Source organism: Alicyclobacillus fastidiosus, assembly GCF_026651875.1.
Taxonomy (GTDB): Bacteria; Bacillota; Bacilli; order Alicyclobacillales; family Alicyclobacillaceae; genus Alicyclobacillus; species Alicyclobacillus fastidiosus.
This window is the reverse complement of the sequence record NZ_CP104067.1, coordinates 4,581,338-4,606,916: the sequence shown is the minus strand read 5'-3', so window position 1 is coordinate 4,606,916 and position 25,579 is coordinate 4,581,338. Positions and strand designations below refer to the sequence as shown.

The window sequence follows — 25,579 nt, the reverse complement described above, 5'->3', positions numbered from 1 at the left end:
TAAAATGTAGACATGTACATACGGCGGATATCACGAAAAAATAAAAACGGTTCTGTCACGTCCTACGTGCAGCTTGCCCATAATGAACGCAATCCCAAGACCGGCAATCCCCAAGCGAAAGTCCTCTACCACTTCGGGCGTGAAGATGAAGTGGACATGGATGGATTGAAGAGGCTTGCCGCGAGCATCTCACGATTCCTTGGTGATGAACCCGTTGCGTCGGAGCCCAAGGATAGCGTGCAGTTGAGTCTGCTCGATAGCAAAACGTTTGGCACCGCTTATATCGTCGACTCGTTGTGGCATGAACTTGGCGTGGGTCAAGCCATATCCAAGCGTCTGGCACAGCGCAAATATGAAGCCCCGATAGAGCGGGCCATCTTTGCGATGGTCGCCAATCGAGCCTTGGACCCCTCGAGCAAGCTTGGCATGGAGGACTGGGTGAAGCGAGACATCGCACTCCCCGGTGTTGAGAACTTTGAGGTCCACCAGGGGTACCGTGCAATGGATTTCCTGATTGAATCGGACGTAGACATCCAGAGAGAAGTGTTCGAGACTGTCGCCGACTTGTTGAACCTGGAAGTCGACTTACTGTTCTTTGACACCACGTCAAGCTACTTTGAAATGGATGACGAGCCGGAAGAAGACAGTCTGAAGCAACCCGGCTACTCCAAGGACCACCGGCCGGACTTACCGCAGGTCGTAATTGGTTTTGCAGTGACCCGAGACGGCATCCCTGTGCGGTGTTGGGTATGGCCAGGAACACGTCAGACATGACCGTCATTCCAGAAGTGAAGAAGGACCTCATTGGCTGGCGTCTCGGACGCGTCGTTACGGTCGTCGACCGTGGGTTCAGCTCGGAGGACAATTTACGTGAACTCCAGAAAGCCGGAGGGCATTACATTGCTGGAGAGAAGATGACCTCTGGGAAGCAGACAGTCGAAGATGCCATGTCTCGTCCTGGGCGATTTAAAACGATACGGGATAACCTTGAAATAAAGGAAATCGTCGTAGGAGACGGTGAGGCACGGGTCCGATATGTGCTCGTTCGCAACCCAGATGAAGCTCGCCGAGATGCGTTTCGGCGCGAGGCACACCTCAAGGCCCTGGAAGCAGAGCTCGCACGACTCAAGGAGTTGGATAACGACGCACACACCAAGGCGCACTGTCGATTGCAAAGTCACCCGACCTTCAAGCGTTACTTGAAGTCGGACAAGCGTGGCAATCTCACAGTTGACCACCAGGCGGTTAAGGCGATGGAACGACTGGACGGAAAGTATCTGATCCGAACCTCAGACGACACACTGTCCGCGGAAGATGTGGCCCTTGGATACAAGCAGCTCTGGCAGGTTGAGGCGGCATTCCGTTCTCTGAAACAGACCATGGAATTGCGCCCGATGTACCACAGGAAGAATGAGCGGATTCGGGCACATGTACTACTGTGCTGGCTCTCGTTACTTTTGGTTCGGGTGGCAGAGAACCGAACTAGCCACACATGGCGAGAGATCCGTTCTGTCATGAACGAGATGCACCTTGTAACCTACAAAGCTGGTAGCGGCAGAGTCCGGCAGCGAACAGAAGTAACCCCGGAGCAGGCACAAATCCTGAAAGCGCTGGGTTACGAACATCCACCGTTGTTCTCGGACATATCCACAGATACGCTGTAGGCACCACACGAAGTTATCCACAGTCCCGAAACCCTAGAAGCACCAACGGGTTTCGGGATTTCGTGTATCTACGACTGTCGAAGCCGAGTATATACCGTTAACCAGTAGCCGCGCTATTAAACACGACTACTAATAACGACACAACATTTGTTGAGTCTTACACACAACAAATTAACAACGAGAGAAATCCTAGTATAAAAAGGAGTATACGTTTCCATAGGAATCTGAATCCCGCAAGTTAAACCTTATCTACAACTACCGTAAACAAACTCGGGGCTCGGTTTTCTATACCTTCTGGAGCATCACTAGGAAAGACCCACCTTAAGTGTTCACCATGTTCCTCTTGGAGCGAACGAATGGTTAATCCAGAACTGGCTATCGCCGTTATGATCTCCCCCATATTCCAGGACCGTAATCGGAGTCAGCATGTAACTTTTTTCCTATTCAGATAATAAATGTATGTACGGGACGATTCCATCAGAAATGGTATCTTTAAAATAATTTCCATTCGCAATCATTTGACCATCGTGACAAGAAAGTAATTTTCTGGTTGGGTGATAATCACGTAATATAAATCGTCCGCCATTCACCAGAAGTTTGCTGACCACAGTAAACAAAGCATTCAGATCAACAAAATAGTGAAGAATGCCACCTTCCATTAAAACAAAATCGAATTTGTCATCATCTACGAATTCCATTACATCAGAAACGATGTAATTGAGCGTTTTGCAGATTTCTGAGCCCTTGCAGGGCAAGGGATAACAGAACATAAAAAAGGACTTCACCCCAACATCGAGAAGATTTCAAGTGACCAAACAAGAAACCTCGACAGGAGGGAAGTCCACTTGTATCTTCTCCAAAAGTCTCTGTTTTCCTTTGAGCAATGGTTAGAAATCGAACCCAGCGAGCGGCTTGAACTGTTCTTTGCTGCCCTGGATCTTCAGCAATACGCGGTAAAGTTCAGCAATTCGTCACCCCAGAGTGCAAAGCCTATCAATCGTGAAGCAATTTTGCGAGCATTGCTCGTTGCTCCACTTGAAGGAATTTCAACCTTTACCCAGTTACATAACCGTTTGGATAGCGACCTACGTTTCCGGTACCAATGCGGGTTTCGGGTGGATAAACGCCCACCGTCAATCGCCACAATCAGTCGAGTCTTCAACGCTGTAGTGGATAAGGATCTTGCTAAGGAACTCTTTATTGACCTGGTCAGTCAATGCAAAGATTCCGGCATCATCGACGGAACTCATCTTGCGATTGACAGTACAGCGATTGGCGCCTATGAGTTATCATGAACGAGGTTCGGCTCCATGTCACATTCTCGTAGGTTAGTGGCCATACTGCTGAGTAAAGAGAATTACCAGTAGATGTGACCGACCAGAGCTACACTGTGAAGGAGCCGATAATATGAAGGATATCACAAAAGTCGTGGGCTTAGACGTGTCAAAGGATTTCATTGCGGTGGCCATAGCAGATGTCGGAAGTCGTGAGGCGGCTAGATATTACGGAGAAGTGCCCAATACTCCGGAAGCTGTACGCAAACTGTTTTCAAAGCTCGGAAACGCAAGTGAAATCGAAGCTTGTTATGAGGCTGGTCCCACGGGTTATGAGTTACAACGCTTACTTACCCAACTTGGGGTTAGATGCATCGTCGTTGCACCCACCCTCATTCCGAAACGGCCAGGTGAGCGAATTAAGACAGACCGTCGAGATGCATTGAGATTAGCTCAGTTGTTTCGAGCTGGAGAGCTCACACCAGTCTACGTTCCGACAAGAGAAGATGAAGGGATTCGAGACTTAGTACGAGCGCGAGAGGATGCAAAAGAAGACCAATTGCGTGCGCGCCACCGTCTATCTAAGTTTTTGCTTCGTCACGATATTAAGCCCAAACAAAAAATGACCACCTGGAAGACTCGATATCGGGCATGGCTAGACACCTTGAAATTTGAAAATCGATACGAAGACGTGACTTTTCGCGAGTATCTCCATGCCATAGATGAGGTGGAGCAACGAATCAAACGACTAGAGACCGAGATTCATCATGCTGCAGAGACAAGTTCTCATGCCCCTCTTATCCAAGCACTGCAATCTCTTCGAGGAGTAAAGGAAACCACTGCAGTCACGATTGTAGCAGAAATCGGTGACTTTAGACGGTTTGTGAATCCGCGTCAGTTCATGGGTTATACAGGGCTCGTGCCTAGTGAACACTCGAGCGGTAGCGTGAAACGCAAAGGAAGAATTACAAAGACAGGAAACACACATCTACGACGGGTACTGGTTGAGTCAGCCTGGAGTTACCGCTATCGACCGGCGGTTAAAGGAGAAATTCGAAAACGACAACAGGGTCAGCCGGCTGAGGTCCAACGAATATCATGGAAGGCCCAAAATCGACTCCATAACAAGTACACACGCCTTGTCAGTAAAGGGAAACCTTCTAATCAAGCTATAACTGCAGTCGCTCGTGAATTAGCTGGGTTCATGTGGGCAATCGCACGCCAAATGCAGAAAGATAAAGCTTAACCAATAGAATTATACTTCCGCGTTCACCGGGAACCTTGAATGAGAAAACTGGAAGACTGGGCTCGAAGGCAAAAGTGTAAACCGTAGGAGGATAACCCACGTTTTCTTCTTGTGCTAGGTATTGCCCTCGCGAACCGAACGCACGCCATGAGTTCGTGGCAGGTCCTCTAGACGGAGAGATTAACTGTGGTAATCAACCCACGAATATCAGAATGCTCACCGTCGAGAAGTTTTTGCCTTCGTGCCGAGTCTTCGAGGTTAGTTGCTTGACATGGAGCCTCTGCGGCCCCGACGTGATGCCGGACGAGCGCCTCGGAAGGGCCGTATGGCGAATCAGCCTATCGGAGCCGCCACTCCATGTGAAGCAACGCGAAATCCCTGTTTTAGAACAGTGGCACAGCGGGAGTTGTAGTGGTGCTTGACATCCTCGTTCATATCAGAAGAAGCAACCGAAATCACGTAGCCAAGAAACCGGTAACGCCAACTGGGGTGCCAAATACGACACATTTGGTAACAAGCTCACGTGGTTCGGTTACAAAATTCACCTCGCAGTGGATACTGCCAGCGAGTTACCGGTAGCCTTGGAGGTAACACCTGCTCATGTGTATGACGGTGAGATGGCAATTCCACTCATGAAAGAAGTCGTCGAGAACTATGGCTGGAAGGTCAGATACGTCATGATGGACGCTGGCTATGACCAGGTGAAAAACTATGAAGCCGCCCGTGGCTATGGCGCGCAGGCAATCATGGCACACCTCGCTGCTCAATGGGCTACGACATGGTGTATTGGGGAGCCGACGGTGACCGATTAAAGTTCCGCTGTCCGCATGCCGTTGGTAAAGTGGATTGCCCACTTGGAATTGCAGCTTGCTCCGACTCCAACTACGGAATGGTGGTCAAGACAAGCATCACCGAAGATGTCAGACGTTACGCGAACCCGCACCGAAATACGCGGGGTTGGACAGCGCTCTACAATGAACGAACGTCGGTGGAGCGTTGTAATTCTCGGCTCAAAGAAAATCTTACAGTCAACGATGTGCACATTCGTGGCATTCAGAAGGTGACCACATACGCGTATCTCAATACGATTGTTCTACTTGCTTCTGCGCTGGCGATGAACGCGATAGCGAACGCACTGAAACAGCATAATCGGACAGGATTCCTGACTCTCTGCTACCGACATGGGAATGTGCAAACCTATACAGAGCAAACAAAAAATGTAAATTAAAACCCTCAAGCTGGTATTGCTTCTTTTTTCGTTTCACAGAGAAACGCAATTCTGCAAAACGCTCAATTAATAGATACCTCTGCCTCCCTTGCTAATTCTGTAGCATATCGTGCATTCTCTTCAGAGATATCAACCACGGTCACATCAGCACCAAGCATAGCTAATGGAATCGCCTTATTCCCATTGGAACCTAGAAGGTTTGCCACCCTTTTTCCTTTTATATCACCCATAACCCCCAAAAAGTGCTGGATATTTTCGCTTAAAGGATTCATTTTGATTTCAGCGGCGTAGTCTTTAGGCGTTCCAAAGCGATTTACCCATGCCTGGTAAGCGCCAACATTCCACGCTTTACCGTTGATCTTACTGACTTCACTCTGCATGAATATCCTCCATTCGCTTTTTAGGATCATTCTGTGCAACCAACTGGATTAATTCCATAGGTAGCGCATTACACAGATTAGACACGTAACCACCATATCCCTGTGCACCCGTATCGTTTCAAAAGACATCCCATTTCCATGCCACCGAATGTCTTCAGGAGGCTTCAAACGTTTCAAACTACTCGAGCCGAGCGCGTGTTTTTGTGCTGATGATCGTCCACAATTTCCCCTCTCCCTACTTGAACTTTACTGCCCGTTTGTTGAAGAATCCAGCAATTCCGAACGCTGTATTTCCATGCATATTTTACCACGTTTCCAGGCTTGGAGACCGTTAGGCCTCCAAGCCATCAAGATTGTCACTGAACGAAGTAACGTTCGTATGCTTGCTGGCGAGATGTTCCGCTCAATGTAGCATATAATTGCGTGGTCTCTGGCTTTTCATGGCCAAGGATTGATCGCACGGCCACCAATGGGGCACCCTGGTTTAACAGCACAGTGGCCAGCGTATGTCTCATCTTGTGCGGGCTGACTCGCTCTGATAAATTACATCGTGTCGCAATCCGTTTAAAAATGTATTGAATCTGATGCACGGACATTCGATGCGGCTGACGCATGGTGACAAACAGTGCTGGATCATGGTCGCTCCGCTCTCGAAGGTATCGTTTCACCCAAATTCGTGCCTTTGCCCCAAAGTACACCTCACGTTCCTTGTCACCCTTACCAAGGACCGTTACGGCACCACGATGCCAGTCGATCTCATTTCGATTTAACCGTTGAATTTCGGATATTCTGCCGCCCGTAGCGAAAAAGAATTCAACCAATGCATGCTCGAGGGAGGAGTTACACGAGTCACGAAGCCATTCGAGTTCGTCAATCGTCAGGGCCTTCGCGAACTCGTTTTCCTTGCTTCGGTTCCTTCAATTTGAGCGTAGGGTTTCTTACAAGCAGGTTTTCCTCAACAAGCCATCCGAACAAACTCTTAATGGCTCGGATTTTGTGGCCGAGACTTGAAGGCTTTAAGTGTTCGTAATGACTGAGATGGTCGCGTAATATACTCAGTGTCACTTCTTCTACCTGTAAGTCGCCGATGTCCGCACCAACAATTTATGTTGCTGCCGATGGGCGCGAATCGTAAACGGCGAGAACCCCTCCTGACTTCGAATACTCAAAAATACTTCGGACGCCTGAGAAAGATTCATAAGTCCAACCTCCGCTGCGAACTTTCTAGTAAAACTATGGTGACAACTCTAGTAAACTAGCATTCCCAAAGGAGGAGTCTTCCAACCTTGCTTTCGACAGTTCAGTGATGACCTTTCGCGTCTCTTGGCAAAGGCAACTTTCATGTTTTTCGAACTTCGGTACTTCCAAGTGATATTCTTATGTATGCAACGGGATGCAAGTCGAAGTCACACCTATTACGAGTGTATAAAAATGCAAGGTTCGCCAGTTTGGAATTATGTCTCAAACGGGCAGTTATATTCAACAAGACCTCTCTGATAATTACCAGGAATTACATGGTTGCGTGTGGAATATAGAGAGTCATTCGCTATTAAGGGGATACGTCAAATGATACTTGAAGCTGCCATGTTAAATGTTAAAAGCGGTCTGGAAAATGAATTTGAATCGGCCTTTAAACAGGCATCGAAAATCATTTCGAGTATGAATGGATACATATCTCATCAATTGCAAAGATGTCTAGAAACTCAGGGGAAATACTTGTTGCTTGTGCAGTGGACCGACTTGGAGAGTCATACTGTAGGATTCAGGCAATCTGCGGAATATCAAGAATGGAAGAGGTTATTGCATCACTTTTACGAGCCATTTCCTGTAGTGGAGCATTTTGAGCACGTGAGTCTTTAAGCTTATACGCTTAACGAGTCCGCATTACCAGCGGTTAAGAGACAGTTATTGACTAACGAGGACCCGACAAAGGCCGCATTATTATGCGTTGACGAATCCTCGTCCTTCTGTCGCACAGGGGCAGTTTAATCCAACAAACAACGGACTGAAAGTAGACCCAATTCGTGGCAATCTTTGGAACCTATGGATCTTAAGCGATTTATTAGGGGTGAACTATGCGACAGAGCATAATGACGAAATTTACTGATTTCGTGATTTCTGAGGCGGCTAGGCGATATGGAATTTGTGGATCGGATTTAATTCTTCTAGGAAAGAATCAAAGCTTTGTATTTGGTTTTTCGTTAGAGGAACTCCACTATGTTTTACGCATTACACACGGATCCCATCGAAGCAAAGACCTAATACAAGCCGAATTAGACTGGGTCAACTATCTTGCGACAAACGGAGTACGTGTTTCACGCCCAATACATTCGATCAAAGGGGCGTTTATTGAATCATTTGTAGATAAGGGGGGAGAGGAGTTTTTTTTCGTCGCGTTTGAAAGAGCACCTGGCTCTCCTTGGACGGAAGAGATATCTCAAAACGAGGAGTTTCGACGGTTAGGCGGAATTCTTGGTCAAATCCATTGTCTATCGAAAGCCTACGTTCCGGAGGCATTGGTACCAAAACGTTTCGTCTGGAGCGCTAATGCGTATCTTCGTGATTTCTCTATAAACGTACCGGCATCACAGGAGTTAGTTCACCTGAATTTCGAAAACCTAATGCAACGAGTTCATCAAATGCCATGCGATGATCAATCCTATGGACTTATTCACGGCGACTTTTGCTTCGGTAATTACTCCGTACAATCTGATGGAACCATCACCGTGTTTGATTTCGATGAGAGCCAATATGGATGGTTCATTCAGGACATTGCGGTCAACTTATTTTATGGAATTGCCGTACCCTCCGGCGACGAAGACGAACTTGCATTTACTCAAAGATACCTAACTTATGTCTTCGAAGGGTACGACAGAGAAAACACTTTAGGACGCGATTGTTTAACACATCTCTCTACATTTCTCGATTTACGCCAAGCCATATTGTATTCGTCTCTCTATAGAAACGGTAAACTAGATAAACTCGACGAATGGTCCAAGGAGTTTCTAAGACGAGCGCGAACAAACATGGAGAATCAGTTGCCGTTAGTCGATATGAGCCGTCTGCATTTATAGATCTGTCTGATTCGTAGTTCCAGAAAATATGAAAAACTCTATCGATTTACATATAAAACAGCATCGGCTCCCTTCTTCATTGGGGGCGAATGTTCAATAACGAGCACACTTGAGGATGGCATATAAATGCATAATTGTGCATGTATACAAAACCTTGTTTAATGGCCTCGAAACCTTTAGACCACCCGGAATACATTTACATATTCCTACATGTACCCATGCACGCTTCTTTTGCCACCTCAGTATACGACTTTACTTGTAAGGGATAAGCTGACGCCTGTTCGCAGGTCACCGAACAAGGATTTTGAGTATACAACTTTATTGTTCGTGATCACTTGACTAATAAGGGATGCGGAGTTTAGATGCACATGTTATGAACCTTATGAACCCATTAATAAACTTCATAGGGAAGAATCATGGACACTATATCTTAAAGCGGAGACTAATCAGTAAAAGTGTCTCACTCGGGTTCGACAGTTACAACCCGTTTATAAGCATTTGTGGATAACCGGAATCCCGTAACGGCGCGGAATTCCGGTTATTTTATGTAGGCATTTTTACAAAAAGTTGTAGGCATGCGAATTTATGTGGATAACTAGTATTGTTATCCACAGTAGTTGACTTCGTAGAACATATTATTTTAAAATGTAGACATGTACATACGGCGGATATCACGAAAAAATAAAAACGGTTCTGTCACGTCCTACGTGCAGCTTGCCCATAATGAACGCAATCCCAAGACCGGCAATCCCCAAGCGAAAGTCCTCTACCACTTCGGGCGTGAAGATGAAGTGGATATGGATGGATTGAAGAGGCTTGCCGCGAGCATCTCACGATTCCTTGGTGATGAACCCGTTGCGTCGGAGCCCAAGGATAGCGTGCAGTTGAGTCTGCTCGATAGCAAAACGTTTGGCACCGCTTATATCGTCGACTCGTTGTGGCATGAACTTGGCGTGGGTCAAGCCATATCCAAGCGTCTGGCACAGCGCAAATATGAAGCCCCGATAGAGCGGGCCATCTTTGCGATGGTCGCCAATCGAGCCTTGGACCCCTCGAGCAAGCTTGGCATGGAGGACTGGGTGAAGCGAGACGTCGCACTCCCCGGTGTTGAGAACTTTGAGGTCCACCAGGGGTACCGTGCAATGGATTTCCTGATTGAATCGGACGTAGACATCCAGAGAGAAGTGTTCGAGACTGTCGCCGACTTGTTGAACCTGGAAGTCGACTTACTGTTCTTTGACACCACGTCAAGCTACTTTGAAATGGATGACGAGCCGGAAGAAGACAGTCTGAAGCAACCCGGCTACTCCAAGGACCACCGGCCGGACTGGTATTAAGTCAATAGAATGGACACCCCAAAACAGAGAAATTATAAGTTTTAATATTCTGATATGATGCCTGTTATCGTTCAGCTTGCTGCAGCTCTTATAGCGTGGAAATATCTTCTTTCGATTTCAACCGGTGTTAGAAAACCGATTGATGAGTGAACTCGTTCCCGGTTATACCAGACCTCGATGTATTCGAAGATCCGCCGGATTGCCTGTTCCCTCGTTTTGAACTTTTCCAGATAGACGAGCTCTCGCTTGATAATGCTGTGAAACGACTCGATGCACGCATTATCAAAACAGTTACCTTTGCGACTCATGCTACCGACCATCTTGTATTCTCGCAGCTTGTCCTGATAGTCATGAGAGGCATATTGGCTCCCACGATCCGAATGATGCAGCACGGTTTCTGTTGGGTCTTGGCGTTCGTATGCCTGCTCCAGTGCCCTGATGCACAGCTCTTTCGTCATCCGTGCTCCCGCACGCCAGCCCACAATCTTACGGCTATAAAGGTCCATTAGGCTAGCCAGGTAGACCCATCCTTCGTCCGTTGGGATGTAGGTGATGTCTGCCATGTACACCTGGTTGGGTCGCTCTGCTACAAACGTTTGATTCAGTACATTCTCCTGTACCGGATAATCGTGGTTCGAATACGTGGTCGCCTTGTACTTGCGAACGGTACGGCTCCTCAGTTGATTCTCTCGCATGATTTTGGCCACGGTCTTCTGCGCCACACGCTCGCCTTCCTGGCGCAGGATCTGCGTGATTTTAGGACTGCCATAAAGACGACGGGATTTCACGAATATCTGATGAATCCGCTTCGTTATTCGCTTCCGACGTTTGGCTCGCTTACTCTCAGGTCGTTCACGCCAGGCATAATACCCGCTCCGAGATACACCCAACACTTTGCACATCTTCTCAACCGAAAATTTGGAGCGGTGTCTGTGGATGAATTTATACCTTACTTCCGGTCGTTGGTGAAGATGCACATAGCTTTTTTAGGATTGCATTCTCCTCTCGAAGATCGCGTAGCTCTCGCTCTAAGTCACGAATTGTCTGAGCTTCTGACCTGAGGTTCCCACTCCCAACAAACGGGGCGGACGGATCCTCCTTATATTTCGACATCCAGCCATACAACGTCTTTTGTGATACGCCTAGCTCCCGAGCTACTTGGCTCGTCGTTTTCCCACTCTCCAAAGCCAATTGCACTGCATGAAGTTTGAATTCCTTGTCGTACTTCTGTGTCATGTGGCTCACCTCGAATCGCCTTATTCTTACATTCCCGATTCGTTGTGTCCACTATTACAACCTAGCACCAGACTTACCGCAGGTCGTAATTGGTTTTGCAGTGACCCGAGACGGCATCCCTGTGCGGTGTTGGGTATGGCCAGGAACACGTCAGACATGACCGTCATTCCAGAAGTAAAGAAGGACCTCATTGGCTGGCGTCTCGGACGCGTCGTTACGGTCGTCGACCGTGGGTTCAGCTCGGAGGACAATTTACGTGAACTCCAGAAAGCCGGAGGGCATTACATTGCTGGAGAGAAGATGACCTCTGGGAAGCAGACAGTCGAAGATGCCATGTCTCGTCCTGGGCGATTTAAAACGATACGGGATAACCTTGAGATAAAGGAAATCGTCGTAGGAGACGGTGAGGCACGGGTCCGATATGTGCTCGTTCGCAACCCAGATGAAGCTCGCCGAGATGCGTTTCGGCGCGAGGCACACCTCAAGGCCCTGGAAGCAGAGCTCGCACGACTCAAGGAGTTGGATAACGACGCACACACCAAGGCGCACTGTCGATTGCAAAGTCACCCGACCTTCAAGCGTTACTTGAAGTCGGACAAGCGTGGCAATCTCACAGTTGACCACCAGGCGGTTAAGGCGATGGAACGACTGGACGGAAAGTATCTGATCCGAACCTCAGACGACACACTGTCCGCGGAAGATGTGGCCCTTGGATACAAGCAGCTCTGGCAGGTTGAGGCGGCATTCCGTTCTCTGAAACAGACCATGGAATTGCGCCCGATGTACCACAGGAAGAATGAGCGGATTCGGGCACATGTACTACTGTGCTGGCTCTCGTTACTTTTGGTTCGGGTGGCAGAGAACCGAACTAGCCACACATGGCGAGAGATCCGTTCTGTCATGAACGAGATGCACCTTGTAACCTACAAAGCTGGTAGCGGCAGAGTCCGGCAGCGAACAGAAGTAACCCCGGAGCAGGCACAAATCCTGAAAGCGCTGGGTTACGAATATCCACCGTTGTTCTCGGACATATCCACAGATACGCTGTAGGCACCACACGAAGTTATCCACAGTCCCGAAATCCTAGAAGCACCAACGGGTTTCGGGATTTCGTGTATCTACGACTGTCGAAGCCGAGTCTCACTCCCGCAGATTTAGAACATGATCTGCTTGTATGCTGGTTTTTCATGTTCTATCTCCTTCGGACTCCAGAATTCCCAACAAATAGTCAGTATTACTGAAATGTAGATATATAATTCACATCCGAACTGGAGAATCTCATGTATGGCGAGTGAACTACCGTTACCGCCTATACCACTTTACAAGGGGATTGAACATTATGACGGTTTATAGCCAAGTAAAACAGACGCTAGTAGGGCTAAAAAGTGCACAAGCGAGTTTTGAACAATTTGCTCTGTAAACCCAGAATCAGCAGGCAAAACAAGTGTACACGGATGCTGAGAATCAAACAAACACCATTGTTAATACGTTAGAACAACGTGTTCAACAGTTAGAGCAAGAAGAACCGCAATACAAACAATCTTAATCGTTGGACAGCATACCAGATGGAAGTTGGCACCGAGCCGCTTTCGTCTTTTATTGAAGTCACGTAGCTCTATTCTTTTATGGATAATCAATTCTAAGTATTCCGTTCAAATGGTAGAGACGATACCCTAGGAAAAACCCTAAGAATCGATCATGCCATGGTTTCTCCGATTAAAACTGTTCACAAACAATCAGACGTGGATAACCTTGGCCAGAGTCTCTCCTCGGAGACAAAAGACAAATCCACGCAGTGCCTGTTTCTGTCGCGACGTATGATGTGCTTGCGCGGACTTGACGGTCGCAGCCCGCTGTTAACAGGAATCCTAGGAGTAACAAATTCTTAAGCCATTTACAAATCATGGTGTACTGACACCACTTAATTCGATTTAAATAGACTACTGTAATAGTTGACGAGTTGCTTTGTGGGTCCGCTCCAATTGAGGGCCTGAACTATCTCTTGCCCCCGGGATTTTACAAATTTTCGTTTCGCAACGTCATACAACATGTCGTGCATAGCTTGATATATCGAATCAGGGTTCAACGGTTGAAAAATGAAACCAGCGGCGCCGCCATCTAACACCTCCCTAGATGCGGGGCTGTCTGCGGCCATGATTGGTAATCCGCTGGCCATCGCTTCATACAAGACGAGACCAAGTGTCTCGGTGGTCGAAGGAAAGACGAAGCCGTCGGCCGATGCATATGCTTCGGCCAATTCTTCGCCAAACAGATAACCTGTGAAAATCGTATTGCTGTCTGCAAAAACGCGCTCTAACTCTGACCGATGTGGACCGTCCCCAATAATCGCCAAATGAACATCCGGTGCTTTGTCTAAACAGGGCCGTAAGCGTTCAATGGCTTTTTCTGCGGCCAACCGCCCAACATACAGCACTAGTTTCCCATTTTGATCCCCGTTGGTGAGGCGGCTGCGCATGGCATCAGAACGCCGCATCGGCGAATACAACTGTAAATCGACACCTCGCTCCCACAGGTCCAGGTTGCGAAATCCACGGGCAGCAAGCTCCTTGAGCATGGCCTGAGAGGTGCACAAATTGATATCTGCACAATTGTGTATCGTTCGGAAACACCGCCACAAGGCTGGTTCCAACCAACTTAAGTTGTAGTAGCGCGCATATGCTGGTATGAGCGTGTGATAGGACATGATGAGGGGTAAACGATACTTTTTCGCATAATAGATGGCTGCGAAACTTAAAAATCCCGGATTAACGGAATGAATGAGTTCAGGCTCAAACTGTTTTAGGTGTTTTCCGACTTTTGCCAACGGGGATGCAAAGTTTATCCCCGGATAGAGAAAGAAACGAAATGACGGTACACCCACAATTGTCGCCGACGCATACTTCGGCGGAGCACCGTTCGGAGCAATCAAGAGTACCTCATGCCCAGCCTCTTCCAAATGTTTCAGCGTGTTGCAAAGACGGGTAACAACTCCGTCAGTTCCGGGTAAGAACGTTTCGGAAAATATAGCGATTCTCATCCTGCAGCTGACCTCCCGATTGTTCGTAAGCGACACTGTTTCATGATTGAAAGAACAGAGTCTCGTTCATGAGATTGCGCAAAGCCACTTGTACCGCTGCCGGATAATATAGCCCAGTGAAATCATTGGGATACATAGGCTCCGCTGTACGAGCCGCTGGATCGTCATATGGTACCTGATGACAAAATGTGTATGTGGTGGACATCGAAAATGACATAACCCCTGAAACAACGCTTTATTTCGTATACATGTACCCACCGTAATTGGCGGATAGGTCGATCCGGCATTATTAAGTGACGAATCACATGTAATAGTACACACACCGATGATAACTAGCGGTTAATAGTTCACATGAGTCTGAGTGGTAACACACAATGTTAAGTTCAAGGTATGAATCTGCCGCTTCTAAGTCAGTCTTTATGGTTGCGTATAAAATGCTCAATCACTGGCACAATAAAATATCAATTCAGTGGATGGTGAGCATATATGGTTCACGAGAGTCAATCGTGCAAATCCTTAATTTTAGGTATTGACGTGGGCTCAACAACCGTTAAAGCAACCGTGGTAGATCCAGACAGTAAAGAGATTCTTTGGTCAGATTATCAACGACACCATACGAAACAGGCCGAAAAGGTTCTGGAATTCTTAGTTACGATCGGAAACGAATTTCCCGACGTTAAACAAGAAAACATTCGCGTTTTCACGACGGGATCTGGTAGTGGCCCAATTGCCGAGCACATTGGGGCAAAGTTCGTGCAGGAAGTGAATGCCGTGACCATGGCGGTGGAACATCTTCATCCTGATGTAGGGAGTGTCATTGAATTAGGGGGGCAGGATGCCAAGATCATTATCTTCAAGGTAAATGAGGAGACCGGCGACAGACAAGCATTGACCTCAATGAACGACAAGTGTGCGTCTGGCACAGGTGCAACCATTGACAAGTGCATGATTAAAGTAGGCATGCCCACGGAGGAAGTCGGCAAGTTACGCTTTGACGATACGAAATTACACCATGTGGCTGCCAAGTGTGGTGTTTTTGCTGAAACCGATATAGTCAATTTGGTGAAAAGCGGAATCCCATCCGCTGAAATCATGTGCTCTCTGGCTGATGCCATTGTAATGCAGAACCTTTCCGTATTGACCCGCGGCAACACGTTACGCCACCGTGTTCTTTTGCTGGGTGGTCCCAATACATACTTACCGTTCCTACAAGAGTGCTGGAGAAAACGGATCCCCGAAACCTGGCAAGGGAGAGGCTACGATTATCCACAAGACATGCCCTTGGATAAATTGATTTTTGTTCCTGAAAATTCGCAGTACTACGCAGCCTACGGTGCAGTCCTATATGGACTGCATGAGCCCCTGAGTGTTGGTCACTATACGGGGCTGGAAGCACTCAAACAATTTATTACGCACGGCCGCAAAGCGAAACTAGGAGAAAATGCGGGACCGCCGCTTGTAAGCAGCGAACATGAGCTACAAGATTTTCGCCTAAATTACACGGTTCCACGATTTACGCCTGCTACCTTTACGGCTGGACAAAGGGTTCGAGCAGCGATTGGGCTTGACGGTGGTTCTACTTCATCTAAAGCCGTTCTCGTTGATGAAAATGGAGACATTCTGCTGAAGGAGTATCAACTTTCCAAAGGTAACCCCCTCGAGGATACAAAAGAAATGTTGAAGCGGATTCAGAGTAAGGTAAACCAGCAAGGTGCGGAGCTGGAAATTATCGGTTTTGGTGCGACTGGATATGCGGCGGATGTTTTAGAAAAAACTTTGAGAGCGGATGTCAATATTGTTGAGACCGTGGCTCATATGATGAGCGCCGTTTACCAGTTTGGTGATGTCGATGTCATCTGTGATATCGGTGGTCAGGACATCAAGGTACTGTTTATGAAAAACGGGGATATACGCAATTTCAGATTATCCAACCAGTGTTCCGCAGGAAACGGAATGTTGCTTCAAGCTATGGCAGACCAGTTTGGTATCCCGGTTCAGGAATATGCGGACACGGCCTTTAGGGCGGGACTGTCACCCAAGTTTTCATATGGCTGCGCTGTATTTCTAGATGCGGACAGAGTCAATTTTCAAAAGGAGGGATACTCGAAGGAAGAATTACTGGCTGGACTAGCACTAGTCTTGCCCAAAAACGTTTGGCAGTACGTGGTTCAGATACCTCGTATGGCTGAACTTGGCCGCAAATTCGTTTTACAGGGCGGAACACAATATAATTTGGCCGCTGTAAAAGCCCAAGTCGATTACATCAAAGAGCGAGTTCCTGATGCCGAAGTGTACATTCATCCTCACCCAGGCGAAGCCGGAGCGATTGGAGCGGCTATGGAAACTCTACGGGTTGTCAAACGCCGTGGGTATTCAACATTTCTAGGACTGGATACAGCAATAAATCTACAGTACGTGTCCCGGAATGACGAATCGACGCGTTGTACGTTTTGTCCCAATCATTGCAGTAGAACGTTTATCGACTCAAAGACCCCGGACGGTCAAACGGCCCGCTATATCTCCGGTTTTAGCTGTGAGAAGGGAACGGTTGAAGACAAAGAAGCCGTTGTGAAATTGACCAAGGATAGACAGGAACTCAAAAAACATTACCCTAATTTGGTGGAATATGAAGCACGTCGCATGTTCCAACACTTCTACAGTCCGGATTCGTTGCCGGAACCAGACACTAGAGTTGACGATGTTCGGTTAGGACGTAGTTTGTTCGGGCTCAGAGGAATACGGAAGACGTTATATCAGCGGCAATTTCAGCGTTCGTCCACGGAAGCAGCGGAGTGGAGAAAAGGGATTCGCATTGGCATTCCACGGGTACTCAATATTTGGTCGACGGCGCCGTTTTGGAGAACCTATTTTGAGACTCTTGGCATTAATGAGCGAAACATTGTATTTAGCGACTATACGAGTGAGGACATGTGGAAGGAAGGCGGGAAATATGGAAGCATAGATCCTTGTTACCCCTCAAAAGTCGCTCAAGCGCATGTGCATAACTTGTTGTTTAAACACCATGAGAAAAAGAAACTTGATTATATTTTCTTCCCATGTATTACCCACATTCCGACCTTTCTGCAGAATGTGATGGATTCGACGAGTTGTCCGATTGTGGCTGGCGCACCAAACGTCATAAAGGCTGCCTTCACAAAGGAGATTAACTTTTTCGAAACCAGAGGAGTGACCTATCTAGATCCGGCGGTAACATTTACGGAACTCAATTTGATGAAGAAACAGTTGTATGAGGCGTTTCGGGAGTACCTGCAGATAACCGAGGATGAAAGTGACTTTGCAGTGGATCAGGGCTGGAAGGCAATGCAAATGTTTGACTCTGAAATTCAGAACCGCGGCCGGGAGATTCTCGAGCAGGTGGAACAAGAAAATCGTATCGCCATTTTGATGATTGGTCGACCGTACCACTCTGACCCGGGTTTGAATCACAACGTTTTGGAAGAGTTTCAAGTCCTGGGTTATCCCATCTTATCTATGCGTTCCATTCCGAAGGATGAGGCTTGGCTAGAGCGCTTTTTCAGTGAAGACCTAAAAACTGGGCGTGTTGAGTACGCGATGGAAGTGAGTGATGTGTGGCCTGAAAATTTCAGTTCGAACAGCGTTCAAAAAGTTTGGACAGCAAAATTTGCGGCACGTCATCCCAACATCGCGGTGCTCGATCTCTCTAGCTTTAAGTGTGGTCATGATGCGCCTACCTACGGGTTGATTGACTCCATCATCTCAACGGCTGGAACGCCTTATTCCGCATTACACGATATTGATGCAAATAAACCAAGCGGTTCGATCAAAATACGTGTGAAAACCTATGCGCATAGTCTTGGTCTTCAGGAAGAGCGCTTGGAGGACCTTGCCCACAAGAAGGCGGAATTAGCGCGACTCTTGGAGCAAAAACGTGCCGAGTTGCTGAGCCAGCAAAAAAATGGACAAGTCGTTGGTTGATATTAAAAACGAGGAGCGAAGCAAAGATGTCGATAACAAAAACTACTGAACAAACAAAGAAGCCGTCTCAAGAAGAACTCCTTCGTCGATTTCAAGCGGAACAGGAAAAAGCGTTGGGCTTGAGTTCTTTAACTAGGGAGCAGTGGTTCGATCCCGTTCCTCGTCAATTTTTAAACAAGGATAAAGCGAGCACGACGATTCTCTTTGGTGGGTTGACCATGGCTCACGATTATCTGGTAGAAGGTGCGCTTAGTGGGTTGGGATATCAAGTCAAACATTTGGACTGTCCGGATACTGAGTCGTTGCGTTACGGAAAGGAATTTGGGAACCGTGGGCAGTGTAACCCAACGTATTTCACGGTTGGGAATTTAATTAAATATCTTACTCAGCTTCGGGATGAGGAGGGAAAGTCGAAGGAAGAAATCGTGAGGAATTACCTCTTTGTAACCAGCGGATCGTGTGGTCCTTGCCGTTTCGGAACTTATGTTACGGAATATCGCAAGGCCCTTCGGGACGCTGGTTTTGACGGATTTCGAGTACTGTTGTTCCAACAGCAAAGTGGGTTAAAGCAGGCGACCGGTGGAGAGTCTGCCCTAAAGCTCGATATGTCTTTTTTCTTGGGCTTTTTGAAAGCGGTTTTGTTGGGAGATATTTTGAATGCAGTGGGCTATCGTATCCGTCCTTACGAAATCCAGGCGGGTTCCACAGATGCGGCTCTGGTTCGTTGTAAAAAGCATTTATACGACGCTTTAACTGGGCAAAAGTGGCTGTTCCCAGCGCTGTTACAATGTCGCAAGGAATTGCGTACCATCCAGGTGGATAGGACTCAGGTAAAACCTAAAGTAAGCATTCTTGGTGAGTTTTGGGCGATGACAACGGAAGGCGACGGTAATTACCAATTACAACGGTTCTTAGAGAGCGAAGGAGCTGAGGTCGAAGTACAATCGGTTACGGCTTGGATTCTCTATCTGATCTGGGCTGGGCGCTACGACACAAAAGAACGAATGAACTTGCGCACGGCGGATTCCGGTCGTAAAGGGTTAAAAGGAGTAAGTCCCTTCTTGCGTATGCGTGGGCTCGCTCTAGCTGACGGCGTCCTGCGTGGGATGTTTCAAACCTATGCTCGGACCATTGGACTACGGGGTTATCATTTACCCAACATGGATGAGATCGCAGAGGTTGCCCACCAACACTACAATAACCAACTGCGTGGTGGAGAAGGTCATATGGAAGTCGGTAAATTGATTCTGAATATGGTCAAGCACAAGGCCAACATGACGATTTCTGTAAAACCGTTTGGCTGCATGCCATCTTCGGGTGTGTCGGATGGGGTTCAATCACTGATCACCGAGAAATATCCCGAAGCCATCTTTCTCCCAATTGAAACGACCGGAGATGGTGCTATCAACGTGTACAGTCGTATTCAGATGATGTTGTTTAAGGCAAAACAGGGTGCACAGAAGGAGTTTGACGAAGCTATTACAAGAAAAGGTTATACGGTTGAAAAGCTTCAAAGCGGTTTGGGACGTAAAAAATTGAGCGATCCGTTGCAATCAAGTCGACACGTGGTTGCTTGTACCGCGGCCAATACAGTATATGATATGCGCACGTTTCTGAACGGATTTTCGCTGCAGCGAAACAAACACGAGATGGAAGGAATTTAGCTTGGCTTTGTGTAAGAAGCAACGATAGAGTGCTCATCCTTGTCCCACGTTCCTAAATACGTCCATTTGAGACAGCTCGAAGATCTGGATTATCGGGTAGAAAAGTCAATTCATGTTTCGTAGCTGAAACATGGTATATATAGGTGACAGATTCGGCTCTTGTATTGATGCACTGTGAATACTGGAGTCGAATTTGTTAGTTTCGTATAGGCCTGTTGATTCCTATTTCCATAAGCATTCCTCTAATTTACAGCGTTCAATTTTTTAATCGGTAAAGAATATAATCTGCTGTTCGGATCGCCACCGCAACAATCGTTAAGGCGGGATTTGTTCCCCCAATGTACGGTGGTAATACGCTGCTATCAGCCACAAACAAATTAGATACCTGATGTAGTTCACCATATCAGTGCAAAGACGCTGGTATCATTGACGGAACACACCTTGCCATCGACAGCACAGCCATTGCTTCCTATGAGAGCAAGCAACCGAAATTAAGGAGTCAGGTGCGTACACGACCATTATCTAACGGATATCCAGAGTACTACGAAAGATATGTGAGTTTGGTACCACAAGGGGATATATTAAGCCATTGAGATCGGATTGTAGGCATCTTACACAATTTCCGCTCAGAAACAACAATTCACGGGAACAAAGCCAAGTCATGGACTTCTTGAACGGGAGTTAGTTGAAGAATCCGCAAGTAGCTGGTTTGCATGAACATGCATCTTTGTTCCGCTTCTGGTATTGAGCTTATGGGCAGTTAAGCGACATAGGACTTAAGAGCAGCAAATCTCCTTCGAGTTTTATGATACCGAAAAATAAACTGAGAATATAGACTACATTATCTAAAAATCTCATGCTAACTTCAACTCTGTAGTACATCTCCGAACTTAATTCGCATCCAGCACGAGAAGGAGCTTGTATTGCTTGTGTGGCATCGACACGCCCCGCAGTATAGACAAGGTGCATGGAGGGACACGTGTGGCACACGAAAATAAACCCGGACAGATAGTTATCCTGAATGGTACTCCGCGATCTGGGAAGACCAGCATTGCTACCGTGATCCAGAACACGTTTGATGGTGTGTGGCTGAATCTAGGAGGTAGTCAATTTAAGAAAATGACTCCCGAGCGCTACCAGCCTGGCATCGGTCTTCGTCCCGGGGGAGAACGCCCTGATCTTGAGCCTCTCATCGTGACCTTGTATCGTGCTATGTATGAGTCCATTGCTGTGCACAGTCGTCTGGGGATAAACGTAGTGGTGGATGTCTGGCATCACGATGTATACTCCCAATCGCGAAACATTCTCCCGAAATGTGCGGAAATACTAAAGGATCTGCCTGTTCTGCTTGTGGGCGTGAGATGCCCACTAGAGACGGTGATGGAACGAAGGATCGCTACGTGGAATATGGGTTATGCTGAGGACGGATCTGTGCCGCGGCCTGTTGTGTTGTGGCAGGAGTCGGTTCATGTGCCAGGCATCTATGACCTGGAGGTCGACACCTCACAGCTCAGTTCCGAGGAGTGTGCTGACTTCATCAGAAAGAGATTAGAAGATGGTCGATCACCGACAGCTTTCCAACGTATTGCAGATATGAGAACTAAAGCGGACTAACTGAATTCGTTGTTAAACTATACGGGGCGAAAATCTCATAAGTCTGCGCAGTGATTGCTGATAATTATACAGTTGTAGGGCTTCAGTGTTCTTGCGAAAGTGGGCAGGTACGCGACGACAGGCGGCATGTCCTGACGACTTGCCGCCTGTCACCTTACGTCGACTCGCGGTGAACGGCCGATGGCGTGGAGCTGAGCGTCGACTTCGTAAACAGGACTGAGATCGTCGAAACGGCTGTGAGGAGTGCGCCGGTGACCCAAAACACGCCGTGAATGGAGAGCACGTCAGCCACCAGGCCGCCGACAGTCGGACCAAGCATGTTTCCTATCTGGTTCGCCGTCTGGTTCAAGCCGAAAGCGCGACCGCGAAAGTCGGGGTCGGTCGATTTGACCACGAGCCCATTAATCGCCGGAAACACGGCACAGAAAAAGGCGCCATAGATAAAGCGAACGCCGGCAAACGCCCAGACGTTGTGAAACGGCAACTGCATGAAGGTCCATACGGCCCCGCCAAATAGTCCGAATAAAAGTACTTTCGTAAAGCCGATCTTATCCGCAAGTTTCCCCCACACGGGCGCGAACACGACGCTCGCGATACCCGAAATCGAAAACACGATCCCGGCGATGAACGAAGCGTTTGTTGTCGTGTGATTCAACTGCGCGATGTAAAGCGTGATGACGGGTTCTACGGTCATGATGGAAAAGGCCGTAAACATATTCAGCATGAGTGCCGAAAGCAGAGGTTTGTTGTGAACGGCATCGCGAAACGCGCCAACCACGGAAGAACGATGTGCCGCCGGTACGAACTTTTCTTCTCGCACCCACAAAATGACTAAGATAGTCGAGAGGGCCACGAGCACGCCCGCGCTGGCGAAAGCGATGCGGTTGCTCCAAATTCGAGCGATCACGCCGCCGATGAGCGGCCCGACAATCCCCCCCGTCGCCGTTGCGGCCGAGATCATCGAAAGCGCAAATCCGACTCGTTTCTCCGGCGTGTTGGTTCCGACAAGCGCAATGGCCCCTGGGATGTATCCCGAGAGTAGTCCCTGCATTAGGCGCAGCCCCAACAGCTCGTATGGATTTGTGACGAACGCGGTGAGGACGTACACGAGGAACAGTGCAATGCCCGCCCGGACGATCATCGGCTTTCGCCCGTACCTGTCGGCGAGGGAGCCCCAATACGGCGATGCGATGGCACCGGCCAAGAACGCCGCGCTGTAGAGCGCGCCAGACCACAGGGCCAAGTGGGTATGTACGCCAATTTGCGTCAAAAATAGCGACAAAAACGGAATGACCATCGAGAAACTGGCCGACGTGATGAAGGATCCAATCCATAGGATGACCAAGTTTCTCTTCCACACTTCCATGCCCACACCAGCCCTCTGTGTTTTCCAATTATTCTACGCCCAATTCACTTATTTTTGTGGTCGAAATACCATAGAGGGCAAAATTTCAGAAAGAACTATCGGTGGGACGATTGGAGCGACGGGGGTGTGTACCGATATCGGTCTGTCGACACAAACAGAGAAATAGAGTACGTCCGGTACTCTATTTCTCTGTCCGGCGATGAGCGGTCAGATCTATACATGGTGCAGCATTTGATGGCGCCTCGCCCCACGCGTCCCCCTGGGTCGTCATCGTGTAGCTCGCGGCTGAGGCCGCCCAGTGGTTCGTGCGCTAGGTCGGTTTGACTTTGCCGCCCGCCTCTTTGCTCGCTTCGCCACGCCTTTGGGATTGACCGCTGGTTCCTCGGGTGAAATTTCGTTCAACTTGGCCCGCAGATACTCGATTTCTTCGGTGATTTGTTCAACGGAAGCCGCCCGGATTCGCGATTCGAGTCGCGGGTACGCTCGCCGGATGGCCTCGCGAAGCAATGTCTGTTCCAACCCGTGGACGTTTGCGAGTCCTCGCTCCAGCAGTTCCTGGATCACACGTAGACAATTGTCCTGTAGCGTCGTGGACTCTGGTCCATCCGCCATTTTAACACTCCTCCTCCTACTCGTGCGCTACCACAGTATGCGAGCGCGGCGAGTGGAGGGTGTGGCATTTGCCGGATCCTAGGAGTGCTTCATCAGGCGCTTGTGAATCCAAATGGCCGCTTGGGCGCCATCGCCCATCGAGATGGTCACCTGTTCGGAGTGTGCCACGACGTCCCCAGCGGCCCAGACGCCCTGCACGTTGGTCTCTTTGGTGCGCGCGTCGACGGGGATGTGCTTGTTCTTGAGGACGGTGACGCCTAAGTCGACAGCGAGTTGGGACCGGACGACGTTGCCGCCGAAGGCCACAAAGCCACGTTCAAATTGCATACGCCGTCCATTCGCGAGTTCAACCCCAGAAACGGCTGGCCCATCCGCGAGGACCTGTTGAACTGGGACGTCGATATACGGGATACGTTTGTTTTGAAGTTCCTCTCGATGCGCGGAGTCGATGCCTGTTCGTTCGTGATCGATGTACGTGAGGTCGTCGCACCAGTACGAAAGAGTCAGGGCCATGTGGGCACCGATGTCCCCGGAACCGATGACGACCGTGGGATGACCGATAATTTCGTACCCATCGCAGTCAGGGCACACGTAGACGCTTGCACCTAGACAGGAGTGGATGCCTTCTATGTCCGGAATTCGGTCGACGAGCCCCGTGGCGATGAGGATGTTTTTGGCTTGGTGGATTGCACCCGTGCTGGTTTCAACCCGAAACGTCTCGTCGTGGAGCGAGGCGTGCGTCACCTCTGCCTGAACGAATTCGACGCCACATGCCTCGGCCTGCGCCCGGCCCATTCGCCGCAAATCGGGGCCACTTACGCCGTCTGGCCAACCAAGAATGTTGTGATATGCACGGCAAATATTTGAGCGACCCGAATTCGAATCAATCACCAAGATGGTGTGTCGATAGCGTCCAAGTTGAATGGCGGCCTGCAACCCCGCGATGCCGCCGCCGATGATCAGACAGTCGTATAGCAAGGCCATTCTCCTTTCAGCTTTTCTTACCGTGCCCGAAGTGTTCGCCTTCAAACCGCAAAATTGGGTAGGGGTGTGAACAATTCGTGAATCGAAGGGAATTGGTATTATTTTAGTCTTTAAAATGATTGACTCTGTAGCGCTGCATTTCTATGGTTTAAATGTTGACCCGTTAAATTTCATTCAGGTGATCCTGCATGGAGGAGGAACCGCAGTTGACCAATGCGCTCAGCCCCGCCGTAGGGCGGTTGCAATTGGCGTTGCACAAGCTTGGAAAGAGCATTGCCGAGCCTGTTGTGGCCCGAATCGAGGGATTGACCAGAGGACAGATCTTCATGCTTTATCACATTCGTCAGTCTGATCGATGCACCGTCTCGGAATTGGCGGGGAAGATGGACGTGAAGCCGAGCGCCATCACCGTGATGCTGGATCGATTAGAGAATAATGGATACGTCAGTCGGGAGCGAGACACGGAGGATCGTCGAGTGGTCAATGTGGTGTTGACCGATTTCGCCCGATCTGTGATTGACGACGCCGTGGACATGCACAACCGCCTGGTTGATCATCATCTGGCTCAACTCCTGCAAAATGAGGTAGAGCAACTGCTCAACACGTTAGAAAAACTGGCGGAGGTCGCAGCCACCGCCGATGTCGACACCATCCTCGACAGCGAATCCCGCTAGGGGACTGTCGTCGCGGGCGGGTGCGGGCGGACTTAGATCATGAGCGACAACGGCCTGTTGGTCACATGAGAAATCAAAGTGGTCATTCGCACGTACCCGCCCGGCGGCCAGCACAAATCAGTAAAGGCCGCTGCGCACATCCAGCGAACCGGCAGGAAATCCCCCGTTCTGAATTCGTTCAACTGAGAGCTATTTTAAGATTCATTATGTTATCATGAATACTCAATCAGTC

15 protein-coding genes and 8 pseudogenes are annotated in these 25,579 nt (G+C 48.6%); 13 read left to right on the top strand and 10 right to left on the bottom strand.

Annotation, left to right across the window (positions count from 1 at the left end; translation table 11 throughout):
* Positions 1 to 12 precede the first annotated feature (12 nt).
* Positions 13 to 1,664: pseudogene (locus NZD89_RS30160) on the top strand (IS1634 family transposase).
* 440 nt (positions 1,665 to 2,104) lie between these two features.
* On the opposite strand, the gene NZD89_RS22620 reads toward NZD89_RS30160, so the two are convergent.
* Entirely contained in the window at positions 2,105 to 2,434 is a 330-nt protein-coding gene (locus NZD89_RS22620; protein WP_268004950.1) for a class I SAM-dependent methyltransferase, read from the bottom strand.
* Positions 2,435 to 2,509: 75 nt separating this feature from the next.
* Between NZD89_RS22620 and NZD89_RS22615 the strand changes: the two are divergent.
* The 3 genes and pseudogenes from NZD89_RS22615 to NZD89_RS22605 all read left to right on the top strand — a co-directional run.
* Positions 2,510 to 2,950 (top strand): annotated as a pseudogene (locus NZD89_RS22615) (transposase); the annotation flags it as partial.
* Positions 2,951 to 3,071: 121 nt separating this feature from the next.
* Positions 3,072 to 4,184 carry an IS110 family RNA-guided transposase gene (locus NZD89_RS22610; RefSeq protein WP_268004949.1) on the top strand — a complete coding sequence of 371 codons (1,113 nt, stop codon included), beginning with the start codon at positions 3,072 to 3,074 and terminating at the stop codon, positions 4,182 to 4,184.
* A 431-nt stretch (positions 4,185 to 4,615) separates the two neighbouring features.
* Positions 4,616 to 5,304, top strand: a pseudogene (locus tag NZD89_RS22605) (transposase); the annotation flags it as partial.
* A 176-nt stretch (positions 5,305 to 5,480) separates the two neighbouring features.
* Here NZD89_RS22605 and NZD89_RS30155 read toward each other — a convergent pair.
* The 3 genes and pseudogenes from NZD89_RS30155 to NZD89_RS22590 form a co-directional block, all read right to left on the bottom strand.
* Positions 5,481 to 5,633, bottom strand: a pseudogene (locus NZD89_RS30155) (class I SAM-dependent methyltransferase); the annotation flags it as partial.
* A gap of 515 nt (positions 5,634 to 6,148) precedes the next feature.
* Entirely contained in the window at positions 6,149 to 6,613 is a 465-nt protein-coding gene (locus NZD89_RS22595; protein ID WP_268004947.1) for a tyrosine-type recombinase/integrase, read from the bottom strand.
* Positions 6,614 to 6,862: 249 nt separating this feature from the next.
* Positions 6,863 to 6,991: a hypothetical protein gene (locus NZD89_RS22590; protein ID WP_268004946.1), complete on the bottom strand. Its 129-nt coding sequence runs from the start codon at positions 6,989 to 6,991 to the stop codon at positions 6,863 to 6,865.
* Between the two features lie 367 nt (positions 6,992 to 7,358).
* Between NZD89_RS22590 and NZD89_RS22585 the strand changes: the two genes are divergently transcribed.
* The 3 genes and pseudogenes from NZD89_RS22585 to NZD89_RS22575 form a co-directional block, all read left to right on the top strand.
* Positions 7,359 to 7,652 carry an antibiotic biosynthesis monooxygenase family protein gene (locus NZD89_RS22585; RefSeq protein WP_268004945.1) on the top strand — a complete coding sequence of 98 codons (294 nt, stop codon included), beginning with the start codon at positions 7,359 to 7,361 and terminating at the stop codon, positions 7,650 to 7,652.
* 215 nt (positions 7,653 to 7,867) lie between these two features.
* A complete protein-coding gene (locus NZD89_RS22580) occupies positions 7,868 to 8,866 on the top strand; it encodes a phosphotransferase enzyme family protein (protein WP_268004944.1) in 999 nt (332 codons plus the stop codon).
* A gap of 653 nt (positions 8,867 to 9,519) precedes the next feature.
* Positions 9,520 to 10,194: pseudogene (locus NZD89_RS22575) on the top strand (IS1634 family transposase); the annotation flags it as partial.
* 80 nt (positions 10,195 to 10,274) lie between these two features.
* Here the strand turns inward: NZD89_RS22575 and NZD89_RS22570 are convergent.
* Positions 10,275 to 11,439 (bottom strand): IS3 family transposase gene (locus NZD89_RS22570; RefSeq protein ID WP_268004537.1). Its coding sequence is split into 2 segments (ribosomal slippage): positions 10,275 to 11,184 and positions 11,183 to 11,439, totalling 1,167 coding nucleotides; the frame shifts between segments, so codons are not numbered across the junction.
* A 67-nt stretch (positions 11,440 to 11,506) separates the two neighbouring features.
* Between NZD89_RS22570 and NZD89_RS22565 the strand changes: the two are divergent.
* Both NZD89_RS22565 and NZD89_RS22560 read left to right on the top strand, forming a co-directional pair.
* Positions 11,507 to 12,489 (top strand): annotated as a pseudogene (locus NZD89_RS22565) (IS1634 family transposase); the annotation flags it as partial.
* A 289-nt stretch (positions 12,490 to 12,778) separates the two neighbouring features.
* A pseudogene (locus tag NZD89_RS22560) lies at positions 12,779 to 12,985 on the top strand (DUF1657 domain-containing protein).
* 375 nt (positions 12,986 to 13,360) lie between these two features.
* Here NZD89_RS22560 and NZD89_RS22555 read toward each other — a convergent pair.
* Complete coding sequence (locus NZD89_RS22555) at positions 13,361 to 14,476, bottom strand: glycosyltransferase family 4 protein (protein WP_268004942.1); 1,116 nt, start codon at positions 14,474 to 14,476, stop codon at positions 13,361 to 13,363.
* A 486-nt stretch (positions 14,477 to 14,962) separates the two neighbouring features.
* Between NZD89_RS22555 and NZD89_RS22550 the strand changes: the two genes are divergently transcribed.
* Complete coding sequence (locus tag NZD89_RS22550; protein ID WP_268004941.1) at positions 14,963 to 18,433, top strand: BadF/BadG/BcrA/BcrD ATPase family protein; 3,471 nt, start codon at positions 14,963 to 14,965, stop codon at positions 18,431 to 18,433.
* A gap of 26 nt (positions 18,434 to 18,459) precedes the next feature.
* On the top strand, positions 18,460 to 20,097 hold the full coding sequence (locus NZD89_RS22545) for a 2-hydroxyglutaryl-CoA dehydratase (RefSeq protein WP_268004940.1): 1,638 nt from the start codon (positions 18,460 to 18,462) through the stop codon (positions 20,095 to 20,097).
* Between the two features lie 256 nt (positions 20,098 to 20,353).
* Here NZD89_RS22545 and NZD89_RS22540 read toward each other — a convergent pair.
* A pseudogene (locus NZD89_RS22540) lies at positions 20,354 to 20,485 on the bottom strand (hypothetical protein); the annotation flags it as partial.
* Between the two features lie 593 nt (positions 20,486 to 21,078).
* Between NZD89_RS22540 and NZD89_RS22535 the strand changes: the two are divergent.
* The gene (locus tag NZD89_RS22535; RefSeq protein WP_268004939.1) at positions 21,079 to 21,711 is read left to right on the top strand and encodes a chloramphenicol phosphotransferase CPT family protein; all 633 of its coding nucleotides are present in this window, start codon (positions 21,079 to 21,081) and stop codon (positions 21,709 to 21,711) included.
* A gap of 154 nt (positions 21,712 to 21,865) precedes the next feature.
* Here the strand turns inward: NZD89_RS22535 and NZD89_RS22530 are convergent, their stop codons facing one another.
* The 3 genes from NZD89_RS22530 to NZD89_RS22520 form a co-directional block, all read right to left on the bottom strand.
* Positions 21,866 to 23,077, bottom strand: a complete 1,212-nt coding sequence (locus NZD89_RS22530) for an MFS transporter (RefSeq protein WP_268004938.1) — start codon at positions 23,075 to 23,077, stop codon at positions 21,866 to 21,868.
* A gap of 267 nt (positions 23,078 to 23,344) precedes the next feature.
* Positions 23,345 to 23,689 (bottom strand): hypothetical protein, encoded by a 345-nt coding sequence (locus NZD89_RS22525; protein WP_268004936.1) that lies wholly within the window; start codon positions 23,687 to 23,689, stop codon positions 23,345 to 23,347.
* 78 nt (positions 23,690 to 23,767) lie between these two features.
* On the bottom strand, positions 23,768 to 24,673 hold the full coding sequence (locus NZD89_RS22520) for an NAD(P)/FAD-dependent oxidoreductase (protein WP_268004935.1): 906 nt from the start codon (positions 24,671 to 24,673) through the stop codon (positions 23,768 to 23,770).
* A gap of 188 nt (positions 24,674 to 24,861) precedes the next feature.
* Between NZD89_RS22520 and NZD89_RS22515 the strand changes: the two genes are divergently transcribed.
* Positions 24,862 to 25,347 (top strand): MarR family winged helix-turn-helix transcriptional regulator, encoded by a 486-nt coding sequence (locus tag NZD89_RS22515; RefSeq protein WP_268004934.1) that lies wholly within the window; start codon positions 24,862 to 24,864, stop codon positions 25,345 to 25,347.
* Positions 25,348 to 25,579: the final 232 nt, after the last annotated feature.

Bases quoted from the DNA above. Each gene is read 5' to 3' on its own strand.
- NZD89_RS22620 (WP_268004950.1), bottom strand. From the start codon at position 2,434: ATGTTCTGTTATCCCTTGCCCTGCAAGGGCTCAGAAATCTGCAAAACG.
- NZD89_RS22610 (WP_268004949.1), top strand. From the start codon at position 3,072: ATGAAGGATATCACAAAAGTCGTGGGCTTAGACGTGTCAAAGGATTTC.
- NZD89_RS22590 (WP_268004946.1), bottom strand. From the start codon at position 6,991: ATGAATCTTTCTCAGGCGTCCGAAGTATTTTTGAGTATTCGAAGTCAG.
- NZD89_RS22585 (WP_268004945.1), top strand. From the start codon at position 7,359: ATGATACTTGAAGCTGCCATGTTAAATGTTAAAAGCGGTCTGGAAAAT.
- NZD89_RS22580 (WP_268004944.1), top strand. From the start codon at position 7,868: ATGCGACAGAGCATAATGACGAAATTTACTGATTTCGTGATTTCTGAG.
- NZD89_RS22555 (WP_268004942.1), bottom strand. From the start codon at position 14,476: ATGAGAATCGCTATATTTTCCGAAACGTTCTTACCCGGAACTGACGGA.
- NZD89_RS22550 (WP_268004941.1), top strand. From the start codon at position 14,963: ATGGTTCACGAGAGTCAATCGTGCAAATCCTTAATTTTAGGTATTGAC.
- NZD89_RS22545 (WP_268004940.1), top strand. From the start codon at position 18,460: ATGTCGATAACAAAAACTACTGAACAAACAAAGAAGCCGTCTCAAGAA.
- NZD89_RS22530 (WP_268004938.1), bottom strand. From the start codon at position 23,077: ATGGAAGTGTGGAAGAGAAACTTGGTCATCCTATGGATTGGATCCTTC.
- NZD89_RS22525 (WP_268004936.1), bottom strand. From the start codon at position 23,689: ATGGCGGATGGACCAGAGTCCACGACGCTACAGGACAATTGTCTACGT.
- NZD89_RS22520 (WP_268004935.1), bottom strand. From the start codon at position 24,673: ATGGCCTTGCTATACGACTGTCTGATCATCGGCGGCGGCATCGCGGGG.
- NZD89_RS22515 (WP_268004934.1), top strand. From the start codon at position 24,862: ATGGAGGAGGAACCGCAGTTGACCAATGCGCTCAGCCCCGCCGTAGGG.